This is a genomic window from Odoribacter sp. AF15-53 (assembly GCF_003479425.1).
Lineage (GTDB): Bacteria > Bacteroidota > Bacteroidia > Bacteroidales > Marinifilaceae > Butyricimonas.
Window position 1 is genome coordinate 628,020 of sequence record NZ_QUHC01000002.1, and the last position, 24,847, is coordinate 652,866.

The 24,847-nt window shown below is 43.8% G+C and carries 19 protein-coding genes and 1 tRNA gene; 6 read left to right on the plus strand and 14 right to left on the minus strand.

Annotation, left to right across the window (positions count from 1 at the left end):
- Positions 1-57 precede the first annotated feature (57 nt).
- The 7 genes from DWW52_RS07065 to DWW52_RS07100 all read right to left on the minus strand — a co-directional run bounded on the left by DWW52_RS07065 (position 58) and on the right by DWW52_RS07100 (position 6,320).
- A complete protein-coding gene (locus DWW52_RS07065; RefSeq protein WP_148315341.1) occupies positions 58-1,242 on the minus strand; it encodes a FecR domain-containing protein in 1,185 nt (394 codons plus the stop codon).
- 688 nt (positions 1,243-1,930) lie between these two features.
- A complete protein-coding gene (locus DWW52_RS07075; RefSeq protein ID WP_118714758.1) occupies positions 1,931-2,470 on the minus strand; it encodes an RNA polymerase sigma-70 factor in 540 nt (179 codons plus the stop codon).
- Positions 2,471-2,610: 140 nt separating this feature from the next.
- Positions 2,611-3,249: a hypothetical protein gene (locus DWW52_RS07080; RefSeq protein ID WP_118714759.1), complete on the minus strand. Its 639-nt coding sequence runs from the start codon at positions 3,247-3,249 to the stop codon at positions 2,611-2,613.
- A 7-nt stretch (positions 3,250-3,256) separates the two neighbouring features.
- Positions 3,257-3,898 carry a DUF6266 family protein gene (locus DWW52_RS07085; RefSeq protein WP_118714760.1) on the minus strand — a complete coding sequence of 214 codons (642 nt, stop codon included), beginning with the start codon at positions 3,896-3,898 and terminating at the stop codon, positions 3,257-3,259.
- Positions 3,899-4,294: 396 nt separating this feature from the next.
- Entirely contained in the window at positions 4,295-5,287 is a 993-nt protein-coding gene (locus DWW52_RS07090; protein ID WP_118714761.1) for an NAD-dependent epimerase/dehydratase family protein, read from the minus strand.
- Positions 5,287-5,694: an OsmC family protein gene (locus tag DWW52_RS07095; RefSeq protein WP_118714762.1), complete on the minus strand. Its 408-nt coding sequence runs from the start codon at positions 5,692-5,694 to the stop codon at positions 5,287-5,289. The genes DWW52_RS07090 and DWW52_RS07095 overlap by 1 nt, the downstream gene beginning before the upstream one ends.
- A 212-nt stretch (positions 5,695-5,906) precedes the next feature.
- Positions 5,907-6,320 carry a YraN family protein gene (locus DWW52_RS07100; RefSeq protein ID WP_233556750.1) on the minus strand — a complete coding sequence of 138 codons (414 nt, stop codon included), beginning with the start codon at positions 6,318-6,320 and terminating at the stop codon, positions 5,907-5,909.
- A gap of 149 nt (positions 6,321-6,469) precedes the next feature.
- On the opposite strand from DWW52_RS07100, the gene DWW52_RS07105 reads away from it, so the two are divergent.
- The gene (locus tag DWW52_RS07105; protein ID WP_118714763.1) at positions 6,470-7,276 is read left to right on the plus strand and encodes a glycogen/starch synthase; all 807 of its coding nucleotides are present in this window, start codon (positions 6,470-6,472) and stop codon (positions 7,274-7,276) included.
- Between the two features lie 73 nt (positions 7,277-7,349).
- The gene (glmS, locus tag DWW52_RS07110) at positions 7,350-9,188 is read left to right on the plus strand and encodes a glutamine--fructose-6-phosphate transaminase (isomerizing) (RefSeq protein ID WP_118714764.1); all 1,839 of its coding nucleotides are present in this window, start codon (positions 7,350-7,352) and stop codon (positions 9,186-9,188) included.
- 240 nt (positions 9,189-9,428) lie between these two features.
- On the opposite strand, the gene galE is transcribed toward glmS, so the two are convergent.
- On the minus strand, positions 9,429-10,445 hold the full coding sequence (gene galE / locus DWW52_RS07115; protein ID WP_118714765.1) for a UDP-glucose 4-epimerase GalE: 1,017 nt from the start codon (positions 10,443-10,445) through the stop codon (positions 9,429-9,431).
- Between the two features lie 128 nt (positions 10,446-10,573).
- Here galE and DWW52_RS07120 point away from each other — a divergent pair, with 128 nt between their 5' ends.
- The gene (locus tag DWW52_RS07120; protein WP_118714766.1) at positions 10,574-11,281 is read left to right on the plus strand and encodes a hypothetical protein; all 708 of its coding nucleotides are present in this window, start codon (positions 10,574-10,576) and stop codon (positions 11,279-11,281) included.
- Here DWW52_RS07120 and pssA read toward each other — a convergent pair.
- A complete protein-coding gene (gene pssA, locus DWW52_RS07125) occupies positions 11,247-12,089 on the minus strand; it encodes a CDP-diacylglycerol--serine O-phosphatidyltransferase (RefSeq protein WP_118714767.1) in 843 nt (280 codons plus the stop codon). The two genes, DWW52_RS07120 and pssA, sit on opposite strands and share 35 nt — an antisense overlap.
- Positions 12,090-12,184: 95 nt before the next feature.
- On the opposite strand from pssA, the gene DWW52_RS07130 reads away from it, so the two are divergent.
- On the plus strand, positions 12,185-13,213 hold the full coding sequence (locus tag DWW52_RS07130; protein WP_118714768.1) for a glycosyltransferase family 9 protein: 1,029 nt from the start codon (positions 12,185-12,187) through the stop codon (positions 13,211-13,213).
- 190 nt (positions 13,214-13,403) lie between these two features.
- On the opposite strand, the gene DWW52_RS07135 is transcribed toward DWW52_RS07130, so the two are convergent.
- On the minus strand, positions 13,404-17,009 hold the full coding sequence (locus tag DWW52_RS07135) for a PAS domain-containing sensor histidine kinase (protein ID WP_158582514.1): 3,606 nt from the start codon (positions 17,007-17,009) through the stop codon (positions 13,404-13,406).
- Positions 17,010-17,025: 16 nt separating this feature from the next.
- Positions 17,026-17,499: a 23S rRNA (pseudouridine(1915)-N(3))-methyltransferase RlmH gene (rlmH, locus tag DWW52_RS07140; RefSeq protein WP_118714989.1), complete on the minus strand. Its 474-nt coding sequence runs from the start codon at positions 17,497-17,499 to the stop codon at positions 17,026-17,028.
- A 172-nt stretch (positions 17,500-17,671) separates the two neighbouring features.
- Here rlmH and DWW52_RS07145 point away from each other — a divergent pair.
- A tRNA-Ile gene (locus tag DWW52_RS07145) sits at positions 17,672-17,745 on the plus strand.
- Positions 17,746-18,305: 560 nt separating this feature from the next.
- A complete protein-coding gene (locus DWW52_RS07150) occupies positions 18,306-20,207 on the plus strand; it encodes an AAA family ATPase (protein ID WP_118714770.1) in 1,902 nt (633 codons plus the stop codon).
- Positions 20,208-20,870: 663 nt separating this feature from the next.
- On the opposite strand, the gene DWW52_RS07155 is transcribed toward DWW52_RS07150, so the two are convergent.
- The 3 genes from DWW52_RS07155 to DWW52_RS07165 are packed head-to-tail and all read right to left on the minus strand — an operon-like array spanning position 20,871 to position 24,843.
- Complete coding sequence (locus DWW52_RS07155) at positions 20,871-22,484, minus strand: PKD-like family lipoprotein (RefSeq protein ID WP_118714771.1); 1,614 nt, start codon at positions 22,482-22,484, stop codon at positions 20,871-20,873.
- A 20-nt stretch (positions 22,485-22,504) separates the two neighbouring features.
- Entirely contained in the window at positions 22,505-23,341 is an 837-nt protein-coding gene (locus DWW52_RS07160; protein WP_118714772.1) for a DUF4843 domain-containing protein, read from the minus strand.
- An 11-nt stretch (positions 23,342-23,352) separates the two neighbouring features.
- Positions 23,353-24,843 carry a RagB/SusD family nutrient uptake outer membrane protein gene (locus tag DWW52_RS07165; RefSeq protein ID WP_118714773.1) on the minus strand — a complete coding sequence of 497 codons (1,491 nt, stop codon included), beginning with the start codon at positions 24,841-24,843 and terminating at the stop codon, positions 23,353-23,355.
- Positions 24,844-24,847: the final 4 nt, after the last annotated feature.

The following is a 24,847-nucleotide window of genomic DNA, read 5'->3' on the forward strand; positions in this document are numbered from 1 at the left end:
TCCCCAATGGCAGTTATCCAACACGGGAGTTTGTTAGAGCAAATTCCCGTTTTTTTATCACTCTAATTGAACAATTAAAGTTCGATCTTTTAGTTCAAACTTTATATTTGTAGTTAACGCTAGCACATTCAAAACCTTGTTTATACTCTCGTACTTGGGCAAGTTGCCCGTGAAACGCATTCCGTGCAAAGATGAATTCTGAACAAAAACAGTGATGTTATACCACCTTTCTAATTTCTTTAAAACTCCTTCCAAAGGCTCATTTTCAAAAACGAAACGCTCATCTTTCCACGCGATATAAGGTCTGACATCTACTTGTTCGACCTTCAATTCCTCCCCCACACGAGTTACTTGTTCTCCCGGACTCAACAGAACTTGCTGTTTATCAAACAAAACTTCCACGGAACCTTGAACCAAGGTGGTTTGCTGATTTTCATCCGGGTACGCTTTTAAATTAAAAGTTGTCCCCAATACCCGCACATCGACTCCCTTCGTCTTCACGATAAACGGTTTCAAACTATCCTTTGCCACCTCGAAAAAAGCTTCTCCTTCCAAAGATACTTGACGTTCCTTTCCAGTAAAATGATCTGGATAATGTATTTTTGAATCGGCATTCAAGGTTACCACGGTTCCATCCGCTAAACACAATACAAACTCGCCTCCACGCGGTACTTGTAAAGTATGCCACTCCACTTCCTTTACCCGGGTTGTATCCGAATACACCAATTTTTTTCCATCATTAACAAAACTCTCCCCTTCAACCCTAGCATGTATTGTATCCCGAATTGATTCTAACTCAATCACCTCTCCCGTGGCCAAAAATAACATCGCTTTCGAACGCCCGTATTCGACAACAGAAGAACTAGCATTCTCGTTATGAATATCATTTCCTATAAAATACCACGCCATTCCCACGCAAAACAGTATTGTCACAGAAGCCGCACACACCTGTATCCAACGACCCACTTTCCGGCGAGGAGCCTGCAACTTAGCCTGAAGTTTCTTCCAATCTTCCACGGAGTCATATCTTTGATATTCCCGCAATCTTTCTCCCACGTAATCATCATCTTGTAATCGCTCAAACAATCTCTGATTTCTCTCATCCAAGCTAAGCCAATCCCCCAACTCCCTCCTCTGATCATCCGTCATATTTCCCTCAAAATAGGCTAAAATGAAACGAAATATCTCCTTCCTTCTATATTTTTTAACGATCCTTTTTTTATATTCCTTTTTTGCCTTCATTTCGGTCTGTTTTTTTCTTTTGTAATCAATCAACCTTCTATTTAATTTATTTGTCTATAGCAACTTAATGTAATATCGGTTCTAAAATTCTACTATCTAATTATTTGTATCATTAATTGATCGTTTTTTTCAATTTACTATTAAAACAGGTTAAGTCGAAAAAGGATGACAAAAAAAGTGAATTATTTCTCTAAACCTGTTCTTCTCGTTTTTTATTGCGTAATTTACGCAACGCAATTTACGCAATTAGAATTACGACCATAATCAAACCTAATAATCCTTTTTTGATAGCCGGCTATCATAGCCCGGAATATTTTTGTGACCGGGAAACAGAATGTATCCTCAACGCTTTGCACAACGAACGTAACTTAACCCTCGTAGCACCACGACGCATGGGAAAACAGGATTAATCAAACACGCATTTTATAAACTGCGGGAGCAACACCCCGAAATTATCACACTTTATCTTGACATATACTCGACACAGAACCTGAATGAATTCGTTCAAGCACTCGCAAGTACTGTACTGGGAAGTTTAGACTCAATCCCGCAAAAAGCGATAAATCGAATCGGTAAATATATAAAAAGTTGTCATCCCACTTTCACGTTCGATGAATTAACAGGAGTACCACAAATAAGCATAGATATAGCCCCGGCAAAGGAAGAAACAACTTGAACAAACATCCCCTCAAAAAAACATCAACATCACCACCGGGTAGAGATGCTGCAACCGGTCACGCAGGTACTTCTTGGCACGTTGACGCTGTGTTTTCACGGTTGACTCGGCCACGTCCAGTTGTTCGCAGATCGTTTTGATATCCAACATCTCGATATAACTCATCTTAAAAATCCGCTTGCATTCTCCCGGTAACTCCTCGACAGCGGCAAAAATCTCCTCGAAGACATCCGTCTCCACCTGAAAACAAAAAACATCTTCCTCTTCCGGGAGTTTCGCCCCTAAACGACGATTCGCCTTTTCCCGGACATGCAACTTTTCCAGATAATTCAACGCCGCATGCTGAACGCAATGATATAAAAATGACTTTAGCGCGTAATGATTCTCGAACTTACTTTTAGATTCCCAAAAACGCAGAAACACCTCCTGCACGATATCCCTGGCTGCTTCCTCATCCCGCACGAATTTATTGGCAAAAAAACAAAGGGAAGCGTAATACTGATGAAATACACTTTCAAATATTTCCGGTTGTTTCACGTTCAGCAAATCCACAAATATTCATTTTAAACGTTAAACTTTTACTACCACACCACGCCTCTCCGCATCAAAAATACATTTTTATAACGAGAACCAACATAATAAACGAAAAAATTATTTAAGCATGATGAATGAATAATAAAACACCATCTATTCTACACCCCCTTTCCCGCAACCAATCCCAGTGAACCAGAGGTTCGTGAACCTGCCACATTCCGTGCAAATCCATGCACGACAACCTGCCGGATATCCCATCCATCAGGCAAGCCCCAGGTCAATCTCCCCGCAACACCCCGGGTTCCTAACGGGATCACAATCCCCAGCATTTCTCCCACTTCCGAAACCACCCCATACAAAAGATCGCTATCAAAAGCATAAGGCATCAACGCTTGCCGTTCCCAACAAAACAACACGCTATTCGCCTCCGCATCCAGCTCTGCCGACAAAGCCGGCTGTCCCAACGGCCCTTCCGAAACCGCCATATCCAACCAATCAAATGTCACCTTCAACTCGTCATCCACTCCAATCTTCATCACGTTAGCCTTCACGAAACGATTAACACCCTCTTTTAACGAGGAACAACAAAACCCAACCTGCAAAGCGGGATAAAAGAAATAACAAACCTCCTGTATCGCTTTCATCCGAACCCTCTGTTTCAACTGCAACAAAGACTTCCTGTCCCGGTGATGCCCACATTTAGCACGTACCACGTTTTGATTATTCAAAACGTAAGTTGTCACGTTCCCGACGGAATTCTTCACCCGTCGGAACAAAACAGAATCAAAAATAGCCATAATCGTTTTATTCTCTGGTTACCTTAAAATATTTACTTGGAGAAAACCGCAACCGATCTCCCGTCCCGAAAAAGCAATACAAGTGAGCCTCCTTCCACGTTTCCCCGAGTAACTCGACCGATGCCCAACAATCTTTCCGGCAAGCCTCAACCCCCGTCAGCATAACCACCCGGAACGGGTCCGGATCAAAAACAGCGGCAACCAGCAGACGATCGGACGATTGAGCCGCCATCGAAACCGAATTATCCATCCACGAAAACTCTACCCGTCTCCCGTCGTACCCCTTCATTTCCAAGCAATAGGGCAATTGCTGGCAACCATGCGACAAACGCAACAAGGAATAATCAATAAAATTCTCCTTACCAAAAGCCATGATATTAAAGTGCATGAACAAGTGATAACCGGATCGGCTTTCCTCCTCTTTAGCCGCTAAATCATACACCTCCTTTAACACCCCGACTTTAACCGATTGATAAAAAGCCTGTATGGCCGGAAACCTCGCCCGTTGCCGTAATTGACTCGCAGTTCGCGGATCAACTACCTTTTCCGGCTTCTTCCGGGCGTAAGTCTTTTTCCCGACCGTGTAAACAATCAAGCCGTCAATCTCCCCTGAACAATTTTTTAACAACGAATCCTCCTGCAGTTCCATAACATGAATTTTTTAAGTTATACATTTCCCCGAACCTTGTCTCGTACATCTCCAGAATTACCCCTGCATCGCTTGTATTTCAACAATTCTCCCCCGTACCACGAATATACAACACGAACCCACCGGAATCCAAATAAAAAGGATAAAATCTTCCATTTTATCGAAGATGAATGCAAGATGAATACAAGATAAATGCTTCATGGTGATAATGAACTACCCATGACATACAAACGGGATAACAAGCAAATATAGCCCAATCCCGGACATTCCCCGGCCAAAACAAGGATATAACACACACAACACATGTTATCTTCACGAAATAACCCGCCCCCCAAATAATGTACCCCTTACTCACATCATCACGAGAATAAACCTCCCGAACACATCATCCCAACGCTACAAGTTCCTAAAAAATAAGGCGGTCTCCTCCAACGTGTAAAATTGAAAATCAGGAAAAAGCGACAAAACCTTAGCACTGGAATAACGGGATTTATGCTGGGACGAACGAGCAGTTTCTTTTGTAAAAGCCGGTTTCTTTCCCGTGAACAAGGCGACAAACGCCAACAACCGCCAAGCCACCCCGGTCATCCACGGACTCATTCGCAAATAAGGCGGGTGCTTCCCCGCAATTCGGGCAATCACGGTAAACAACTCTTTATAAGAATAATTTCCCCCGCAAAGCACAAAACGTTCCCCCCGAATAGCCCGATCACCCGCCAAACGAATCATCAATTCGCAAACATCCCGGACATCCACGTACCCGTTCACACCTTCCGTGTAAAAAGGCATCCCTTTCCGGGCTTGCTCGAACAGCTTGGCACTACTGCGTCCCCGTAAACCCGCTCCTAGTATAATCGCCGGGTTCACGATCACCGCATCCAAGCCCTTACGGATGTATTCCCAAACTATTTTCTCGGATTCTCCCTTGCTTCCCGAATATAGCGAATGAACGGAACCCGGTACTTCCGGCGTCGTTTCATCAATCACAACTTGCTCATCAGGAGCATCGCCCAAAGCGGCAATCGAACTCACGAAACACAAACGCACTCCTCGTTCCAGACAAAGCCGACATATATTTTCGGTTCCCCTGATATTGGTTGTCAGAAGTGTATCCCGATCACTCCCGTTAAAAGAGACCATTGCCGCACAATGGTAAACGGTGTCCACTTTTTCCACAAAAGGATCCACAGATTCCCCATCAAGGACATCCCCAACAACCCATCTCACCCGGGACATTACCTCTTCCGGTGAATCAAAATAACACGAAAAGAGAGCCATCGTCTCCTCGGCGTGGCTCTTTTCTCTTCTTAGCGCGATGATCGTTTCACCGCGTCGTGCCAAATGACACAACAAATGGCTACCCAGTAACCCGGTAGCCCCGGTTACCATTACTGCCAATTAAACACGAAATTTTGTTTCACATCCGGGTGCAAGCTCAAATGCACGGGGCAAGTGTGAGCCACGCGCTCCAGAATTTTCTTCTCTTTCTCGGAATATCCTTTGGCCGGCATGTTAAAGATCACGTCGATCTCCGCGATACGACGAGGTTCTGCTGCCATTTTCTTCGTGATCTCGATCTCGGCACCAGCCAAGTCAATCCCGTTATTCTTGGCATAAATACCCATGATTGTCATGGCACAAGCGGCCAACGAGGTGGAACACAAATCAGTCGGTGAAAAGGCCTCGCCTTTCCCGTTATTATCTGTCGGTGCATCCGTGATAATTTTAGTACCGCTCTGTAAATGCGTGCATTCCAAACGCAAATCTCCTAAATATTTTGCTTTTACTGTTGCCATATCCTATTTCCTTTTATGTTTAATTCTTCAAAGATAATAAATTTCAAATAAAAACACCCATACTCGACAAAATTTGATATTTTTTCGGCAAATCGCGAATTCTAGCACAATTTTTGATATTATCCAAGTATCCCTATTGACACTTTTCTTATGCCGGGTGGCTTTTCATATTCCTACCACACCACACACACGACGGAAGCCACCCGGTTCTTTCAAAACAAATCAATGACTTCCTTTATATATTCGATACGCATCTCCGCCCCAGAGACAAGCACCAAATCAAATCGTATTTCCCGATGGATATTTTTTTGGGTCAGGTAAGCAGCTCCCGCCAGCTGCAAATTTCTTTTCTTCTTAAAATCCAAAAGCTCGAAAAGCGACACCTTGTCATTCTCACGGGTCTTCACCTCCACCACGACAAGCATCTCCCCGTCCAGACACACGAAATCCAATTCTTTGTGTCCGATCTTCCAATTACGCTCTAAAACCGTGTACCCCATATCCAAAAGATACCGGTTCACCTTCTCTTCCCCGTATTTACCCAATTCGTTATGCCATGCCATAGTACAGTCTTCCCCCAATTTACAGCCTAAAAAGAGTTCCGCAATGTTATATAAATCTAGCATAAAAGCAAAATTTTTTAGCCACAAATCCTATACCCCGTATCGTTTTTGGATTTCAAGTAGTTTATTTCGAGAGAGGTTTATTCAAAAGTAGTTTTGAATTCTGAACCAAAATGCCTATCTTTGTAAGGTTTTTGGGAAAAGTAGTAGTTATGGCTAAAAAAAGAGTTTTATTTATATCTCAAGAGATTGTACCTTATCTTCCGGAATCCGAAATGGCAAACATCGGAAGATTCCTACCTCAAGGGATACAAGAAAAAGGTAAAGAAATTAGAACGTTCATGCCCCGTTACGGCTGCATAAACGAAAGACGCAACCAACTTCACGAGGTTATTCGCCTTTCCGGGATGAACTTGATCATCAACGACACGGACCACCCTCTTATTATTAAGGTGGCTTCGATTCAATCTGCCCGAATGCAGGTTTATTTTATTGACAACGATGATTATTTTCAACGCAAACACACGATCGCCGATGAAAAGGGAGCATTCTTCCCAGATAACGACGAGAGATCAATTTTCTTCGCGAGAGGTGTTTTCGAAACGGTACGAAAGTTAAGATGGGCTCCCGATTTGATTTATTGTCAGGGATGGTTCACCGCATTAGTTCCTCTTTACTTGAAGAAAGAGTATCATGATGACCCTGTATTCTCTAAAACGAAGGTAGTTTTCTCTACCTACAACGACCATTTTGAAGGGAAACTGGACGACAAATTCGAAGAAAAAGCAATCACGGAAGGAGTAGCCCGTAAAGACGTGGCCTTATTGAAAGACCCGACCTATACCAATATTAATAAATTGGCTTTCCAGTACGCGGACGGGATCATTTTCAATCACAAGGACGTGGATGATGAACTTCGCAGTTTTGCCGCAGATTTAAAGAAACCGACCTTGGAATACCCGGGCGAACAAAGTTACGTCGAGGCTTATTCCGATTTTTTCGACAAAATAATAGGATAACAGTACAGACAAGCAGCAATGGTTGTTATGCTGCTTGTTTTCATTAATATAAATCATTTAAACTTAGAAATTTATGTGTGGTATTGTGGGATACATTGGGCCTAAAGAAGCCTGTCCGATCTTAATTAATGGTCTGAAACGCCTGGAATACCGGGGATATGATTCTGCCGGAATCGCGTTGATTCACAACAATGACATTCAAGTATACAAATGCAAGGGACGAGTGCAAGACCTCGAACGTCACATGGAACTTGAAGACACCAGCGCCACGATCGGCATGGGGCATACACGTTGGGCCACTCACGGGGAACCGAATGACGAGAACGCCCATCCTCATACTTCCATGAACGGTTTATTCTCAATCGTTCACAACGGGATTATCGAAAATCATGCTTTATTAAAAGAGAAACTACAAGCTCGCGGTTATGTATTCAAAAGTGAAACCGACACGGAAGTATTGGCCAACTTGATCGAATACATCTATTTAAAAGGGCAAATCAACGCGGAAAATGCGGTACGTCTCGCCTTAACTAAAGTAATCGGGGCATACGGTCTGGTGGTATTATGCAAAAACGAACCGGATCAACTCGTGGTTGCCCGAAAAGGCAGTCCCCTCGTGATCGGCGTGGGACAAGGCGAGTATTTCGTGGCTTCCGACGCGACGCCTATCGTGGAGTACACGAAAAACGTGATCTACCTCAATGACGACGATGTTGCCATACTGAAAAGAGACGAGATGATCCTGAAGACCATCAAAAATACCCCTGTTTCTTTAAGTATTCAACACGTGGATATCGATATCGACAAGATCGAGAAAGGCGGTTTCCCGCACTTCATGCTGAAAGAAATTTTCGAACAAGTAAATTCTATATACGACACGATCCGGGGACGCGTAAATATCGACGCTTCGGAAATCTACCTCGGTGGTATTTCCGAAATCATCCCCAAGATGGTCAACGCCCACCGTATCATCATCATCGGTTGCGGAACCTCATGGCATGCCGGAATTGTCGGGGAATACATGCTGGAAGAATTTACCCGTATCCCGGTTGAAGTGGAATACGCTTCCGAATTCAGATACCGGAACCCGATTATTGATGCCAATGACATCGTTATCGCCATTTCCCAAAGTGGAGAAACAGCCGATACGCTAGCCGCCATCAAATACGCCAAGGCTCACGGAGCCACGGTTATCGGAATATGTAACGTGGTCGGTTCAAGCATCGCCCGCGAAACGGATGCCGGGGTATACACGCATGCCGGCCCGGAGATCGGGGTTGCCTCCACGAAAGCATTCACGGCCCAGATATCCGTTCTGGCCATGATGGCCTTACAAATCGGACACCGCAAAGGCACTTTATCCGATAGCGTCTACAAAAAATACATCCACGAATTATACAACTTACCGGATAAGGTAAAAGCCATTCTGGATAAAAACGATAAGATCAAAGAAATTTCAGCCACCTACAAGGATTCCACGAACGCCATCTATCTCGGTAGAGGGTGTCAGTTCCCGGTAGCCCTGGAAGGCGCGTTAAAATTGAAAGAGATTTCTTACATTCACGCGGAAGGATACCCGGCCGCCGAAATGAAGCACGGCCCGATCGCGTTGATTGACGAAAACATGCCGGTATTCGCCATCGCCACGAACGATAACTACTACGACAAGATTGTTTCCAACATCAAAGAGATTCAATCTCGTAAAGGACACGTGATTGCTCTGGTGAATGACAATGACACGCAAGTGAAAAAACTGGCAGAACATGTGGTAGAAATTCCCGAGACGTTGGAATTCCTTTCACCGCTTCTGAACGTGATTCCATTACAACTTATCTCCTATCACATTGCCGTGATGAGAGGCTGTAACGTGGATATGCCGCGGAACTTGGCAAAATCGGTTACCGTGGAATAGGAAAAAGGTCAAAAGTTTATAAAGTCCATAAGGTCCATAAAGTCATTGACCCTGCGGGCGCTTTTTTAACGGTAGCAGAAGCTACCGGACCTTAACGACAAGCGATACTAAAAAATCCGGAAACTGGTCATGTTTCCGGATTTTTTTATCGGCAGCATCGCTGCCTTAAGAAAAGCGCCCGCAGGGTCAATGACTTTATAAACTTTATGGACTTTATGGACTTTATAGACCTTTCATCCTCTATGCTTCCAGCGTCTTCTGCCACTTCCACGCATTCTTCATCGTCTCCTCAATTGGCGTGGTTGCCTTCCAACCCAGTTCTTCATTCGCCAGCGTGGTATCAGCCCATACCTTCTCGATATCCCCCGGACGACGGCCTACAATCTTGTAATTCACCTTTACCCCGGTTGCGTGCTCGAAAGCATGAATAATTTCCAGCACGGAAAGAGCCTTTCCAGTTCCGATATTGAAAAACTCGTAATTCTTCTTGTTTTTCCCTTCCAGCAAACGCCGGATAGCCACCACATGAGCTTGAGCCAAATCAACCACATCAATATAATCGCGTAATGGGGAACCGTCGGGCGTGTCATAATCATCACCGAACACGCTTAACTGTTCACGGATTCCAATTGCCGTCTGTGTCAGGTAAGGTATCAGGTTATTGGGAACCCCGTTGGGCAATTCACCGATAAACGCCGTCGGATGAGCCCCGATCGGGTTGAAATAACGCAATGCCAACGCCCTCATCCCCGGTTCCACCCGCATCAAATCCCGGATAATATCTTCGCTCATCACCTTCGTGTTCCCGTAAGGGGATTCAGCCTCGTGACGGGGAGTCTTTTCAGTTACCGGAAGTACGTCTGCCTGACCGTACACCGTACAGGAAGAAGAGAACACCAGATTCGGCACGTTAAACTCCCGCATGGCAGACAACACGTTCATCAGCGAATTCAAATTATTATAATAGTATTCCAATGGTTTGCTAACGGACTCTCCCACCGCTTTCAAAGCAGCGAAATGGATCACGGCCTTGATATCCACGTGACGGGCGAAAAAGTCCCTCGTGACTTCCCGATCCGTAAGATCAATTTCCTCAAATTCGGGACGGATTCCCGTGATCTTTTCTATGCCGTCCAACACGTCCAAACTCGAATTAACGAGGTTGTCGGCAATAATTACATCATACCCATTCTTCTGAAGTTCGACCACCGTGTGGGAACCTATATACCCGGTACCTCCTGTCACAAAAATTTTCATACACCAATAATTTTATCTGAATTTATAACATTCTGAGTGTCTGTCATAGACACAACAAAGTAAATAATAATAATTCAAATTGCCTAAAATGAGTTTGAGAACCTTCCGTTTTTTCTTACCTTTGCCGCATGAATAAATACGTTGAACATATCGAAGAATTGCTCTATCTACATGATTGCGTGATCGTTCCGGGATTCGGAGGGTTCATTTGTGACTACACATCCGCAACCATTAACGAGAAAACGGGGATGATCGTTCCCCCGGCAAAACGGGTCGTGTTCAACAAACATCTGAAACAAAATGACGGGCTTCTGATCGACTGGGTTGCACGTAAGGAACAGATCAATTACGAGAAAGCACAACGACGTCTGGCTCTGTTTTGCGAGGAGATCAAAGTCCGGTTAAATCAAAAACAAAAAGTCGATTTCGGAAAGATCGGCACCTTCTCGGTAGATCGTCGCTTCAACATTATTTTTGAATCCGGGAATTACAACTTCCTGCCGGATGTTATCGGAATGGAGTCCCTGCCCGTTATTACCGCTAAGGGTAAAAAAGCACGCAAAGTAAGCGAAGAATACATTAACACCGAATCCGGCAACATCGTCACCCGTTTGTTCAAATTCGGACTTTCGGCAGCCGTGATCGCCGGCATTGTGGTGATCTCTCAACAAGATATATTCCAGGGAGACGGCACTCAGAACATGACCAACATGCAACCGACCCCGGTTAAGAATCGTACCGTTCAAGTGGAAGAACCCGCCGTGATCTCTCCCGCTTGTGATTTCGTGGATTTCGATCCGGTTATTGATTTGTCCGGGAAGTCAATCTCACGATAACGACAATCAGATAGGCAGGGAAAACGATAAACAACGCCTGCCATTTCAACAAAACAAATAGCAAGACAAGTATCCCCCAGAACATCCAATTCAATTTTTTCTTGAAATCATAACAAGATATCAGAATATAAACAGGAATCATACAAGATAACGCTTTCACACCCCAAACCGCGAAACCAACAAGCACGGCTCCCAAAAAGCAGTACAAAAGACTATTCCCCTTCCAGGAGAAGCTGGTCAACTTCAACGAAAACATCGGGATTTCACTGATTAACAACACGGCCAACACCAACGCTAAAAGCGCCAACAACCACGGTTTTCCCCACATTCCCAAGAAGAATGCCTCCTCATGATAGCGAGTAAACACGAGCATCACCCAAAACAAGGCGTTTGAAGGCGTCGGCAAACCGATAAAAGATTGAGTCTGACGCACGTCCAAGTTAAATTTAGCCAAACGGTAAGCCGAAAAAGCTGGAATCACCAATGGAACGCACATGAACACCCGTTCCCAAAGCTGAATAGTAGCTATTCCTCCTTCCCCGTGAACTAAATCGTGAATCAAGAAAAAAGCCAACACAGAAGGAACCACCCCGAAGCTAACCACGTCAGCCAACGAGTCAAGTTCTTTTCCCATTTCCGACTTCACGTGTAACAAACGGGCCGCGAAACCATCAAAAAAATCAAATACCATAGCCAAGATCACCAACCACGCGGCAATATACAACTGCCCGTTAAACGCGGCATAAAGGGCCACCGTTCCGGACGTAACATTCATACAAGTAATCAGATTGGGTATATGTTTCTTCATCGTATTATACTTTTTATGATCCGAACACGAAAATACTTCTTTTTACGATAGATAAACTACATTTTTATTACTTTTGTTGCAAAATAGTTAGAGACATGGCTAAATTTCTCATTATCAGATTCAGCTCTATCGGAGATATCATTCAATGTATGAACGTTATAAATGGTATCAAAAACCACTTCCCCGATGCTGAAATTCACTGGATAGCCCGCAAAGACATGGGTTCCTTTCTTAACATGGACAAACGTATTGATCGGGTCTGGGGATTTGATAAAAAAACAGGATTCAAAGGGTTATTACAAATGGCCCGACAACTGAAAGCCGAGAAATTCGACTATATCTACGACGCTCACAGTAATATTCGTTCCAACATATTAAAAGCCGTGTTGCTCCCACCGTTCTATCACCTTTTCCCGAGAGGGCCCCACTACACGCTGAGACGCAAGGATCGTTGGAAACGTTTCTTGCTGTTCAAATTGGGGATTAACAAATTCGACAAACCGTTCCGAGGAATCATATCCTACCGGAAACCGTTGGCTACCTGGGGTATTACCAACTTCGAATCTCATTACAACGATTGGAACTTCCCCGCAGAATTCGAGGAACGTTTCCAACACACCATCACCCCGAAAACCATCACACTTGTACCTTCCGCCAACTGGGAAATGAAACGATGGCCGGTAAGTAACTGGCAACAAGTGATCCAACTTATGCCGGATCATCGCTTCATCATACTGGCAGGCCCGACCGACACGTTTTGTGAGACGATCAAAGCCATCGCTCCCGAACGGGTCAACAACCTGGCAGGCAAAACGACCTTACTCGAATCCTGCTACCTGGTAAAACAATCCAACCTAGTAATCAGCGGGGACACGGGATTCCTTCACGCCGCCGACCTGTTCAACACGAAAGCCATCGCCCTTATCGGCCCGACCGCCTTCGGTTTCCCTACCGGCAAACAAGTCAAAGTAATCGAGGTAGACCTTCCCTGTCGCCCCTGCACGAAAGACGGCCGAGGCAAATGCAAGCAATCCACGTGGCAAAAATGTATGGTCGACATCCTCCCGCAACGGGTTGTCGAAAAAGTCAAAGTAATTTTAAATCCTATTAATTCTGTGATTTAATGATTTTAGATTAGATGATTCCAACCACGCAATTCCTACACACTTTTTTCATAATCACGGAATTATTCAATTAGCAATCACGGAATCTTCTCATCTTTTAGTTTTTAGCTTTAACTTTTATCTTTCTTGTTCGGCAAAGGTCCTCTGACTTTATGGACCTTATGAACTTTCGGACTTTATAAACTCATTTTTAGTTTTCCGTATGCTTCAACACCACGTAAAACGTCGTTCCCTCATTCTCTACACTTTCGAAAGTAATAGACCCGCCCATTGATTCGATAATCTTGTAAGACATCGCCAATCCCAACCCCGTACCACCGGATTTAGTCGTGAAATTCGGCTCGGATATCCGGTCTTTAATACTCTCCGGAATCCCGCAGCCGTTATCCTTAACCAACAATATAATCTTTCCCAGTACGGTCTTCAACCTTACCAACACGTGCCCTTCCCGGCCTTCGGGAATACTCTGTTCAGCATTCTTAAGCAAATTCACGACCACCCGGTTCACCTGTTCCCGGTCTCCATACACGAAAACATCCGGATCGATATCACTCTCCATTACCGCCACATTCTCATGAAACAACTTCACGCATCCGTTCACCAACTCGCTCAAATCGAACCACTCGTTATTAGCCACCTGCAACTTGGCAAAATCAGAAAAAGCCGAAGCGATAGAAGCCATGTGATCAATCTGCTCGATCAACACGGCAGATATATCCTTAAAGCGTGATCGCACCTCCTCGATATCTCCATTTTGGAGCGTACGCTGCATAAATTGAAGATTCAATTTCATCGGGGTCAACGGGTTCTTGATCTCGTGCGCAATCTGGCGAGCCATTTCCCGCCAAGCACTCTCCCGTTCGGACTTCGCCAGCTTCTTCACGTTCGCTTCCAACTGATCCACCATCTCGTTATACTCTTTTACCAACATCCCGATTTCATCCCGTTGGTGATACACGATCTTCTCGTTCTTCCCCCCGACACGCATCTGGCGCAGCTTCTCGTTGACCACCTGCAAAGGCTTCGTGATCCGCTCGGCAACAACACTCGACAAGATAAACGCTAACACCATCACGATCATGGCAATATTCACCGCGATAATCACGATCAACAGAATCTCCTTATTCAAATCCTCCCCGCGGGTGAAATACGGAATACTCAACACGTACTTCTCCCCGCCCTCCAACACCAACGGCATGTATACCGCCATGTAAGTCAACTCCATGATATCCTCGTCCTGCACGAAATTCATCTGCCCCTTCCTGATAATCTGGTCGTAAGCTTTCGGGTTCAACAACGTCCCGTCAAATCCTTTCTCGAAAATCATGGGGCGGGAAGTCGATACCAGCTTTCCTTCCCAGTTATAGATATTTATATCTACCCAAAGCATTTCTGACAATTTCTTCAACTTACCCAAAATCTCCGGGCATCTTTCCGCATCCACGCACTCATTATGTACCAACTCGTCCGTTATATACCGGGACAACTCGATCACCTTCAAACTATGTCGCCGCCCGAAACTCTCGGCATTCACGAAAATACTCATGATCGTCATGATCAGGAACAATATACCCATCAAAGAAATAATATTCCGCTTGATCCGCATTTTCAGACTCGTCTGCCGGAAATTCCCCCAACCTCCATCAAACCGGAAAAACATCCCGTAAGAAGTAAGTATCGCACTGACAAAAATAGCGTACAACAAATTCAGGTAATACAAGGCAAAAACATCATTCGCCAAACTCACGATACACACCCCATCACCCTCCACGGGTATCACCAAATGAGAATGCTCATCCAAATTCCGAAGTCTCGCATGCTCGATCTGCCCGAAACGCTCCACGCTACGGGGATACATGTAATCTCCCTTGGAATCAATCAATACCCCATTCTTGTACTTGGCATAAGAATAAGGATACGGGACCTCTTGCTCCACACCAATCTCCCTCGACAAAATCTGAGCATACCCGATCCCCTCATGTCTGTTCTTGGAGTTAAAACGGATATACACGCAAGTACTTCCCCGAGAAGTCGGAAACGAGAACCGACCGATATACGACACGATTCCGTCAAAATTATCTATATTAAAAAACGACGTATTTTCCACCCGTACCCCGATACTGTCGATAATCCGATCATAATACTCGTTACAGCCAAACTTCACGTGTCCGGGAGTTAATAATATAGTATCCCTTGGATCACAGATCATCGCCTCGCAAGCATAATAGAACCCGGTCATATCCAGAAGTTCGTTTGAAATATACTCTGACAAAATATCGGAATCACCCACTTTCACCAACGAATCCAACTTCGGGCTTTGCTTGATTTCCGTATTTATCTCGACAAGCTTACGCTCGAAAATAGGATCGACTTCCCGAATAAGCTCGGTTGCAAAACGAGCACGAACCTCCTGTTCCCGGTGAATTTCATTACTTTTTGCCAGAAAAATAATATACACACAGACCACCACCAACGCGATCATAAAGATACTTTTCTGCGTGTCCAGCTTCATCAGGTAAACCCCCAAGATAAACAACAGGTAAAGCGACAAGGGGAAAAGACACTCCAGTGGCGACAGGGAAAAATCGAAAAAATAACAAAGCGCCGCACAAAAAAGGATGACCACCGTAACTCCCACGAAAGCCTGTCCCACAGTGAACAGATTCTGGAAATAACGCACAGAACTATTAATCAGCACGATAAATCCCATTCCCGCGATAATCAACGTGATAAACGCCACGATAGAAGAAAAATCAACATTGATCAAACGGGCTATATTCAAACTGACCTGTGTACTTTCGATCAGCGCATTAATCGAAAAATGTAACAAGTTCGTGTAAAAAAACACTCCCATCACGAAACCGACAAGAAAAATATACTTGTACCGAATCAACCGAGGTTCGTTATACTTGATCCGCAATTTATTGAACGTGATAAAGAAATAGTGTGCCAGACAGAACATCGTCACGAACAAATCCCCGACCGACACGATAAACTTTCCCCCGATCTGGCTAGTCGTAAATATCGAAAGACCATAAAGAGTAGGCGGGATCTTACAATGCACCATCACGACACGCAATACCCACAAACAAATCAAGAACCCGACAACATGAAACAATTGCTCCCGGAACGACTTGGAACGATCAAGGGATATCTCGTAGGCATAAAACAGCAGGTAGAGAAATAAAAAATAAAGCACCAGCAAGAAATAATTAGGCATAGTATCCCCCTGTTCCACCTTGCTTTCTATCCGGAATAAAGCCCTCCCGTCACGATTATACACAAGTTCCCCGCTATTCTCCCACACGTCCCGGATAATCACCTTGCTGGCATCATCCAGATTCTCCCCCAGCGACGGATTAAAATGACTCTTCACGTAATTACTCGAATACGGGTAATCCTCTTTTATAAACAAGAGCGCGTAATAACTCGTGTCCCCCACGACATGCTTGCGGACATCAAAATAAAGATTATTAATCTTCACCAAATCGCCCCCGTTCGACAATATTTCATACAAATGAGGGTTCCCTATCCTTTCATTACTCCAATATACCAGTTGATCCCCGTGAAACCCCACCAGAACCGTCTGACTGCTTTTCCACTCGATCTTCTGTTTTCCCCGGTATTCATCCAGTTTCCGCAACTGGTCATCTATCCGTTTCTCCTCGAACTTCAACCGCTCTTGAAAAAGAAACAACTTCTTATCTATCGACCAATCATTCAATGAATATTCCCACAAGGAAGCCACTCCAAGGCAAAACATGGCAAGTGCCAGCACCAGCCAGAATTTTTTCATACTCTTTACTCTAGATTTATTCATGATGATAAGGTTCTCCTTTCAGTATAGTCATTGCCCTGTATAATTGCTCCGTGAAGATCATCCTCACCATCTGGTGAGAAAAAGTCATCTTGGATAATGATATTTTCATGTTCGCACGCTTGTACATCTCTTCCGAAAACCCGTAAGGCCCCCCGATAATGAACACAAGTCGCTTGATACTTGTCAGCATCTTCTGTGCCAAAAAATCCGCGAAAGCCTTCGAAGTATATTCATTCCCCCGCTCGTCCAGCAAAACCACGTAATCAGCCGCTTCCAGTTGTCCCAACAACAACTCCCCCTCCCGTTCCTTCTGTTGCACCTCGCTCATGTTCTTCGTGTTCCGCACATCCGGTATCACCTTCATCTCGTAAGGAATGTAATATTTCAACCGTTTCTCGTACTCGGCAATTCCCGCCCGGACAAACTCCGCATCTGTCTTTCCTATCACTAGCAAACAAACTTTCACGACACCAATTTTATCAATTATACTAATAACTTCATCTACACACAAATGTAGATAAATTTACGGTATCTCCCACCCCTCCCTAAAAAAAAGCACACTAATATTTGCCCAAATTTCAAGAAAACACTATATTTGCACCCGTTAAAGGCTAACCTCTTTGACACACGCAAGTGTAGGTCCTATAGCTCAGCTGGTTAGAGCACCTGACTCATAATCAGGGGGTCCTTGGTTCAAGCCCAAGTGGGACCACTTAAAAATGAAGCAGTTACAAAATCAAAAATGTAACTGCTTTTTTATTTTTAGTGTGAAATGAGGGTGTTTCGGGTAGGATGTTTAAACCATGTTTAAACCAGATTTTAGATAGTGTCCCCAAAAGTGTGTAAATTCCGGTACTCCACGGTAAACCCAAAGAAAATTAGCCAAATCACACTACAAAAAAATACGAAACAGGAAATCGTTTTTCTTGTCATAATCAAAAATTATTTTGTAATTTTGCACAATAATGGATGACGGCTTTTTGTGCCGTGATTTGTATTTTACAGTTCAATTATTTCATTTTTTAATTATGAAGCGCCTACATCCAACTGGAAAATCTTTCGGCGGTGCGGCTCCCCCCGGGCAGCATGAAGATGTGGTGCGCATAGTTTCCCACTGACGATTTTCAACCGCAGCTAGAAAATGGCAGCCACAGGTGCGTTTTCACGTGTCCGATAGGGTTGCCGGCGGAGAGTTCTTTGACATGTTGGTCGTGATTTCAGGGATAGATTTTTTTAATTATAAAATGAATTGTAAACTTAAACTGTAAAAATATGAATAGAACAAACCCATTAATATTATCCGCACTCCAGTTATGGGCTTATGATCCTGATAGTGAAGTTGCGAACGAATACCCGGCAATCGGGTTATTTGATGAGCGCCACGACTTCCCTATGGCCCTAACTCAATCGGGAATGGCCGTGTTGCTTACATTCTTAAACGGGCGTAATCACTCATTAGATACTTTTGTCGGCATTAGGCGTTCGGTTACGATTGTTATTGTCGATGTTACCGAAGAATGCGTGGTGAGCGCAACCCAAATTCGCGTTAATATTCCGCGAAACAGGCTTGCGGGTGTATTTCGAGCCGATCTTCCTTTTGCTTATCCTAATATCAAAACCGACCACACCTACAAGGTGATGGTGCGTGACGTCTCGAGCGGACAGATGCTAGGAGAATCCTTTTTTCACATGTATGATCCTCTTATCTTGGGCAAGGAGCCACACCTTTGGTACTCGGCAAGCAAAGGCTGGGTTCTTCCACAGTTCGAATATGGCATGTATAAATCTGTCGATAGTGAGAAACTGGGAGTTGTTTCGGTAAGGTTCAACCTTGAATCCCATTTCAAGAACGAGCCTTACCTTGTCCCCGAGGTGGAGGTCAGGGTTTACCTGCCGAATGGAAAAGTTGAATCCAGATTTTTTCGTCCGGAATGTGACGACTATGATATGCGCGAGTATCATGTCACAATGCCTGTCCACGTGAACCACGATAATCGAGGTGTTTGCTATGCGGAACTTTTGTGTATGGATTACGCTATTGCCGGATTCGTGTTCAGCACGAATGGCCCCACCGAGTCCGGTGCATGGGAGGGTAAGGAACTTACTTGTCTTGGCGAGTATTCGCTCGAGGAATGTGTAAATCGTTTCCGGTTATGTCTCCAGGACAAAGCTGTTGATTCTGGCGATGATGACTTTGAACGGGCTCTCCAGAACTTTATCTCTCTAGAACCTGAGGACAAGGATAGTATGGAGGACGATAATGAAGAAAACGGGAACGATTCTCTCCCCGATCCGGCACAACCGGATGCAGACGACTCATTGTTGACTTCCCTAGAATATCTGATCGGTCTTAAGACTGTAAAAGAAAAATTGTTAGTTTACGAAAAAGTGGTGCGTTTCAATAAAATGCGCGAAGAGTGCGGTTTACCTGTAATATCAACATCGCTTCACGCTATGTTTCTTGGTTCCCCGGGAACGGGAAAAACTACCGTCGCGAAGATGATGGGAGCCATGCTCGCGAAGGCGGGGATACTTTCCCGTGGCCATGTTATCACGAGGGAGCGGGCAACACTCCTGGGACCCAACTATAGCACGGAGGAAACCAATACTCTGAAAGCCATTGAAGAAGCCCAAGGAGGAGTCCTACTGATCGATGAGGCGTATCAATTATTTCAACCAAGCGACCCGCGCGATCCGGGAAAATTTGTCATCGAGACATTGATGACAGCGCTTGCAGATGAATCGCAGCGAGATTGGATGTTGATTCTTGCCGGTTATCCTGACGAGATGAAACGGATGTTTGACATGAATCCGGGGCTTAAATCCCGAATCCCGGATTCCAATATTTATGTTTTTGACGATTTCTCGGAATCGGAACTTATGGAAATCGCAGAATGTTATTTCGAACGCCATCAATACTCGCTCTCGCCTGACGCCCGTGTAGCTTTGACTCAAAGACTCGGTTTTGACTATTCTCAACGGGATAAGGGGTTCGGCAATGCCCGTTATGTCGTGAACATGATACAGACTGAGATTCTTCCAGCTATGGCTGTCCGCGTCGTTTCTGCGGGTTCTGGTGAGGCTCAAGCATTACACGAGATTCAGTCCTGCGATATTCCACAGCCGGTAAGCCCAGTACGTGCCACCCGCCCTCGTATAGGTTTTTGTGCTTGATAAATATTTTACAAAAATAAGTTCATAATGTTCATCAAACCTAACAAAACAAAAATCGAGGAGGTCCCTATTTTTCCTCCTCGATATTTTAAGTTTTCGATACATAACCTAAAACCACAAGTACGAGTAAACTTTTTTCAGGGTAATACACCACAATGCATGATAAACAATTTTGATTCAATCTGCTATTTCCGAGAGCAATTATTAAATTTGCCACGTCATAAACAAGGTAATAGAACCATAATTCTATCGTAATCATAAAGTAATCCTACCCCTCTCTCGTAGATGCCTCGAAGCTTCACCAGAGCTTCAGCGTTTTCCGTTATTCGAGCTACGGCGAAGCTTCGAAGAAGATTCAAAGGAAGGGTAGGATTACCCTAGGATTACCTCTGATTTACTCATGAATTGCTTACAAGATAAAATCTAGTTCATGGATTAAAGATTAATTAATGTATCTTACCTGAACACACTTCATTATTATCAACTCCCCCCTCTCTTGCTAATCAATTTTATAAATCAACTAACAATCAAGGCTATAAAAAAATTATGACAAGAAAGGAGCGGAAGACCCATGATCCTTCCGCTCCCAAAATCGCCACGATCTTCAAAACATTTTAATACATCCTAAATTGTACCTTTCCAAAGTACAATTAAATTTATCACTTAACGTCTTTCCCTGTACCGGACATCTTTTATCCGGGCGAAGCCGGAATATTCCACTCGTTTTGTTATAGAATTATTCACGCCATCCACTTTATAGAATCCCAACTTTCCTCCGTTCACACCACTAACACTATTATCATAAGTACCCACCATCAATTCGAATTGACGGGCCATAAATTCTTCCGAGGGTTCCGGCCACCAATAATTATTATGATACAAATTAAATTTCAACATAGTCACTTCTTCGTTGGCTCCCAAATTGATATTTTTCATTTCATAAGTCATATTGGTTCCCAAATTATGCAAATACACTTTGTTTCCCACACCGTAGAACATATAAGGGAACTGAGAATGGAAAGCAAAGACTGTGGCTTTATCGAAATCTGGAGCGTTCAAATTTTCGTATTTACTCTCTTGCACGAATCCCGTTCCGCTCATATTAATTCCATATATAACTCGTTTCCCGGAAGCGTTTTGCAATATGGCGTACACCAAGCCATTCGAATAACGAGTTCCTTCCATGTAAACCAAATCCATTCCGGTTTTAAAGTCAAACAATCCTCCGACTTCCGGATTAGGAACAGGTGTCAATATCTGGTTAACGTCATTACTTGTCGGGCTCTTGAAGCTCCAACCCACAAAACGTTTATTATCTATATCATAGAACAAGGCGGCCGTACTGTTTCCCGGGTAACGAACCATACTTATACCAACATACGGGGCGACACGGTATTCGGGGGACTTCCCGCGAACAGAAGTATTGATTGGCATTTCAAAAGCCGCTCCCGCAGCCGTTACTAATGCATAAACATTCCCTTTATTTGAAACGGCAAAAATAGCACGTGCAGTAGGAGGGCCCATGTTTGCCAAGGGCATATATTCAACGATGCTTTCATCCGGATCGCTTGGTGCTACAATAAAGTCTGTCGTGTAAATGTTATACATATCACTCGTCTCGAAGGTATTCTGGTTAAGTTTGTAAGCACCTTCTTCCGACATGAGATAAATAACATCCCCCGTGGCAACAGGTGCCGGATAGAATCCGATCTTCGTTGCTTTTTTCAGATCGGGAAGTCCTAACAAAGACAACAAATCATAAGCGGGTTCAATCCGATCTGCTGAAATAACGGAAATCATATCCATCCTCACACGTTCTTCTTCACCCTCGTTACACAATACCAACCAACCTTCGTACGTGGAAGAAGTCACTTTCACGTCAAAAGTCGTAGAATACTCGATAGAGGAACGTTTATCTTTTACCGCAAACCACACGACATAATTCCCCGATGGGATTGAAATTAACGTATCCAAATTTAACGATTTAGACGGATTCAAATCTACCCATGCTTCATTATATAATTGGCTTCCTCCCTTTAACTCCAGCTTATAAGAAAACTCGAAATTAGGATTTCCATCCTTAATCTCTCCTTCCAATGAAGAAATCACCTTCGGTTGGGCAACAATATGCTCTATACCTCCAAGAATTTCAAGCGTTTCGGGCAAGTTCTCTATTTTAATTTCTGCCATCTCGCTATAATCATAATTCCCCTTGTCGTCATAGCACGACATCAAAAAGAGAATGAACGAGAGTAATATTACATTTTTTATTTTCATATTGACAATTCTTTAAACAATTATTGATAATCAGAATAATCCACCTCGTAGTTCGGGGCCAATTGCATATACTTCCCATCCGAATCCGTTACAGGATTTCCCGCATCAGCCTGCTCTTGTAAATAAATTCGCACGGTTCGAGCGAAGAAGGGAAGTCGTGCAGATTGCATTTTATACCCGTAAGAGTTAGCATATTGCCAATCTATCGGGGTTAACCCGCACACTTGATTCACCACCTGATACTTCTTTGCCGTCCATTCTCCAAAATAGTCCTTTTCCGCGTAATTTTTCCAGAAATTGGGTTGCGTATACATCTCGTTAAATGTGAAAACATAACGAACACCACTAATTTGCTCTCCTTTTGCCGTGTAAAGATTCGTGTTTTTATAGGTTTCCAGATAACATTTAAAATGTTCATTCTCTTGCAAACGAAGCACTATTTTCAACGTTTTCTCTAATAAAGTCTCCGTGCGTATGATACGAACCGGCACCTCCGCTTTACTTGTTCCAGCCTTAATTACCAGCGAGTCTAACTCGATCTCGAAATCTTTCCCTTCAACAGCTGTCGTTTCTTCCATATCAACGACAACCTTAAATGGCCGGTCATAATCGACCACTTTCCCCATGGTCAAAACAGGTGCATACAGCATGTGACTCCTATAATAAGCATTCGCTCCGGCAAAAGAAAAATCGGTCGAATCACCATAATATTCCGTTGTACTACCATAAACAGCATTTGTCAATCTCTGGAAATAAATTCCTGCATCATCGCTAGCGAACACTGGAATTTCTTTTTTATCGCAACTCCACAAAAAGGGAAATGATATTAGCGCAAATAATAATATTCTCAATTTCATAATTCTTGTTTTTAACGATTTTCAATTTCTCCCGCCGGTAACGGAATGGTAAACTCAAAATAATTCGCTCCATTATAATTATATCCCGCTTCATCAATCCACAAGTAATCCGTATTTAACCTCTTGTGCAAGAAGAAAGTTTGTCCTTCTCCCCAGAATTCACGTGCATATTCGTTATTCAATTTCGTTCGCAAATCTCTTTCACTATTCACGGGCAAAGCTGGTAAACCGCGTTTAGCCCGTATTTGACTCAACCACTCGTATCCATCTGCTAGAACGGGTTCACATTCGGCCGCGATGTAGTATACCTCACTCAAACGGATTAATGGCATCAACACGGCATGAAAATATTCCAAATCCTTGTCCGGCTTATCGGGATTCTTCTCGTCTTTAGGTTTATCAATCTTTTTATACTTTATAAAAATATCTCCCTGTACCCCCACGCTAGTAGCGGTTTTCCAATGTGTTTGATAACGATAATCCGGACTCTCGTTGCCAAAAAGACTACTCAACACGAAATTGGGTTTAGGCTGTAAGAAATTATTCCCGGCTGTCTCGTCATCAAAATAATACGTGTAAATATCTGCCCGGGCTTTATCATAGAACCCCATCAATACCTCGGTAGAGAAAACCCGATCGGGAGTTCTTTGGTTAGCTAACAATTTATTCGGATCCACCGCGGGAAAATGTTTAGCCACATTTTCATCTGTCAACAACTGGCGAGCTGCCGTTAATGCATTCGCTTTATCCCCTGCATACAAATACGCCCGGGCTTTTAATGCCAAAACAGCATAATAATTGAATCGCAATTGACGATAGCGCAAGTACACTTCCTGATCTTCTTCCAGTGAAGCCATAGCCCCCTGTTCGATCACGGGATCATTCCCCTTAAGCAGTTGTTCTGCGGCATTAATATCCCGCAACACTCGTCCCATTACCGTATCGGCCGCCAATATAGGTAACGCCGAAACTTTATCCGATTCATTATAAGGGATTGCCTCCGCAGACGGATTTTTCACATACACGGGACCAAACAAGCGCAACATATCCAAATGCAAGAAAGCGCGCAAGGCCAAAGCCTCTCCCGTCAACACCTTCTTTTCCTGCTCGTTTAATACCCCGGTACTAATCTCCAAGTTTTTAAGCAACACGTTACAATTTAAGATCGTGGCGTAAGCTGACGACCAAATACTCGACAAATTAGCCTCAACAGTTTCATCCGTGTAATCCGGTTTCACTAAAGCTGTATAATATTTATTCACGGATAGCGGCGTGTAACGAAAAGCGAGGATATCAATCATCTCGTAAGTAAGATTCTTGCCGTAAAGTGTTGAACCGGCTAATTTATTATATATCCCGTTTACGGCTGTATAGAAACCGCCACGCGTAGCAAAAAGTTGTTCCTCGGACTGTTTATCCTTGGGCTGCACGTCCAAAAAGTCCGAACACCCGCTTCCCGCGAACAACAACAGGCTTAAATATATGATAACATGTAATTTCATACCA